We start from the raw sequence: 398 nt of genomic DNA, 5'->3' as shown, positions 1-398 counted from the left end.
GGTTGGCCTCGTTGGGGATGATCCAGCTGATCGCCTTGGCGGTGCCGGTGTTCGGGTCGCGGGTGATGATCGTTTTCCAGAAGAACTCCGGCGTCGGGATGCCGTGGCTGGCCAGGAAATAGTCGTTGGCAGCATCGCCGTACACCACGCCACCGTAGACGTCCACCGGCGCGATGTCGCGGTAGCACTCGGCCACGTTCTCGGCCTTCACCCAGATGCCTTGGTTGAAGCTGGACACCTGGGGCACGATGTTGGTCATGTAGTTGGCGCGGCGGATGTAGGTCGCGTCGTAGTCCATGTGGTTGGACGTGACCAGGTGGCCACGGTCATAACCGGACTTGATGCTGGCATAGGACGCGGTGCTGGTCTGGCCCAGGCAGCCGGCCGGCAGGTCCGGG

1 protein-coding gene is annotated in these 398 nt (G+C 63.8%); it reads right to left on the bottom strand.

The genetic code is table 11. From position 1 onward, the window contains the following. A partial coding sequence (locus EN850_RS33960; RefSeq protein ID WP_136092964.1) for a DNA/RNA non-specific endonuclease occupies positions 1–398 on the bottom strand: 398 nt, incomplete at both ends.

It is taken from the genome of Mesorhizobium sp. M8A.F.Ca.ET.207.01.1.1 (assembly GCF_004794715.1).
Classification (GTDB): Bacteria; Pseudomonadota; Alphaproteobacteria; order Rhizobiales; family Rhizobiaceae; genus Mesorhizobium.
This window is presented reverse-complemented; position numbering and strand designations above follow the sequence as displayed.